Below are 1,548 nucleotides of genomic sequence, written 5' to 3'. Positions count from 1 at the left end.
CCCCGTTATGTTTTCCGCGGTCCTGCAAGAGGACCGCTGGCCTCCGGGCCCGGTATGACTTTTGCCCCCTGTCGATGGCATGACCTGGGGGGTGGTGTCGCCGCGGCCCGGGAGGTGCCGTCGGAGACGCTGATGAGAGGTCCGGCCGCCACCTGGTCCGGCGCAATGCCGGACAGCTCGCGGATGGCAGGTCTGCATAACGTGGATGCGCGCGTACGACACCGAAGGCGAGGCCGGCACCGTCAACACCCTGGGAAAGGCACGATGTTCGACACCGAAGACGTGGGCGTGTTCCTCGGCCTGGACGTCGGCAAGAGCAGCCATCACGGCCACGGGCTGACCCCGGCCGGGAAGAAGGTCTTCGACAAGCAGCTGCCGAACAGCGAGCCGAAACTGCGGGCCGTCTTCGACAAGCTGACCGCGAAGTTCGGCACCGTGCTGGTGATCGTGGACCAGCCCGCCTCCATCGGCGCCCTCCCGCTGACCGTCGCCCGCGACGCGGGCTGCCAGGTCGCCTACCTGCCCGGACTCGCCATGCGCCGGATCGCCGACCTCTACCCGGGCGAGGCCAAGACCGACGCGAAGGACGCGGCGGTCATCGCCGACGCCGCCCGCACCATGCCCCACACCCTGCGCTCGCTGGAACTGACCGACGAGATCACCGCCGAGCTGACCGTGCTCGTCGGCTTCGACCAGGACCTCGCCGCCGAGGCCACCCGCACGTCCAACCGGATACGCGGCCTGCTCACCCAGTTCCACCCGTCACTGGAACGTGTCCTGGGCCCTCGCCTCGACCACCAGGCCGTCACCTGGCTCCTGGAGCGCTACGGTTCCCCGGCCGCCCTGCGAAAGGCCGGCCGCCGCAGACTCGTCGACCTCATCCGGCCCAAGGCCCCGCGCATGGCCCAGCGCCTGATCGACGACGTCTTCGACGCCCTCGACGAACAGACTGTGATCGTGCCCGGCACCGGCACCCTCGACATCGTGATTCCCTCCCTTGCCGCATCGCTCGCCGCTGTCCACGCACAGCGCCGGGCCCTGGAGACGCAGATCAACGCCCTGCTGGAGGCTCACCCTCTTTCCCAGGTCCTGACGTCGATGCCGGGAGTCGGCGTCAGGACCGCCGCAGTCCTGCTGGTCACCGTCGGCGACGGCACCAACTTCCCCACCGCCGCCCACCTCGCCTCCTACGCCGGACTCGCCCCGGCGACCAGGTCGTCCGGGACCTCGATCCACGGCGAACACGCACCCAGAGGAGGAAACCGGCAGCTCAAACGTGCCATGTTCCTCTCCGCCTTCGCCTGCATGAACGCCGATCCCGCCTCCCGCGCCTACTACGACAAGCAACGCGCCCGCGGCAAAACCCACACCCAGGCCCTCCTCCGCCTCGCCCGCCAACGCATCAGCGTCCTGTTCGCCATGCTCCGAGACGGCACCTTCTACGAATCCCGCACGCCCGCGGACGTCGAGCTCGCCGCATGACCCCAGCAAGACCGAATCACCCCAAACCCGACAGGGGTGCCTTGACGAAGGACATAGAGGCACCCC

Annotated in this window: 1 protein-coding gene; it reads left to right on the top strand. The window is 69.1% G+C overall.

Annotation, left to right across the window (positions count from 1 at the left end; all coding sequences use genetic code 11):
• The first annotated feature begins 264 nt into the window (after window positions 1–264).
• On the top strand, window positions 265–1,482 hold the full coding sequence (locus AB0C59_RS34805; RefSeq protein WP_363011874.1) for an IS110 family transposase: 1,218 nt from the start codon (window positions 265–267) through the stop codon (window positions 1,480–1,482).
• Window positions 1,483–1,548: the final 66 nt, after the last annotated feature.

Origin of the sequence: Streptomyces sp. NPDC048664, assembly GCF_040650555.1 — a bacterium.
GTDB lineage: Bacteria > Actinomycetota > Actinomycetes > Streptomycetales > Streptomycetaceae > Streptomyces.
Note: the sequence above shows the minus strand (reverse complement) of the source record. Positions and strands in the feature narration are given on the sequence as shown.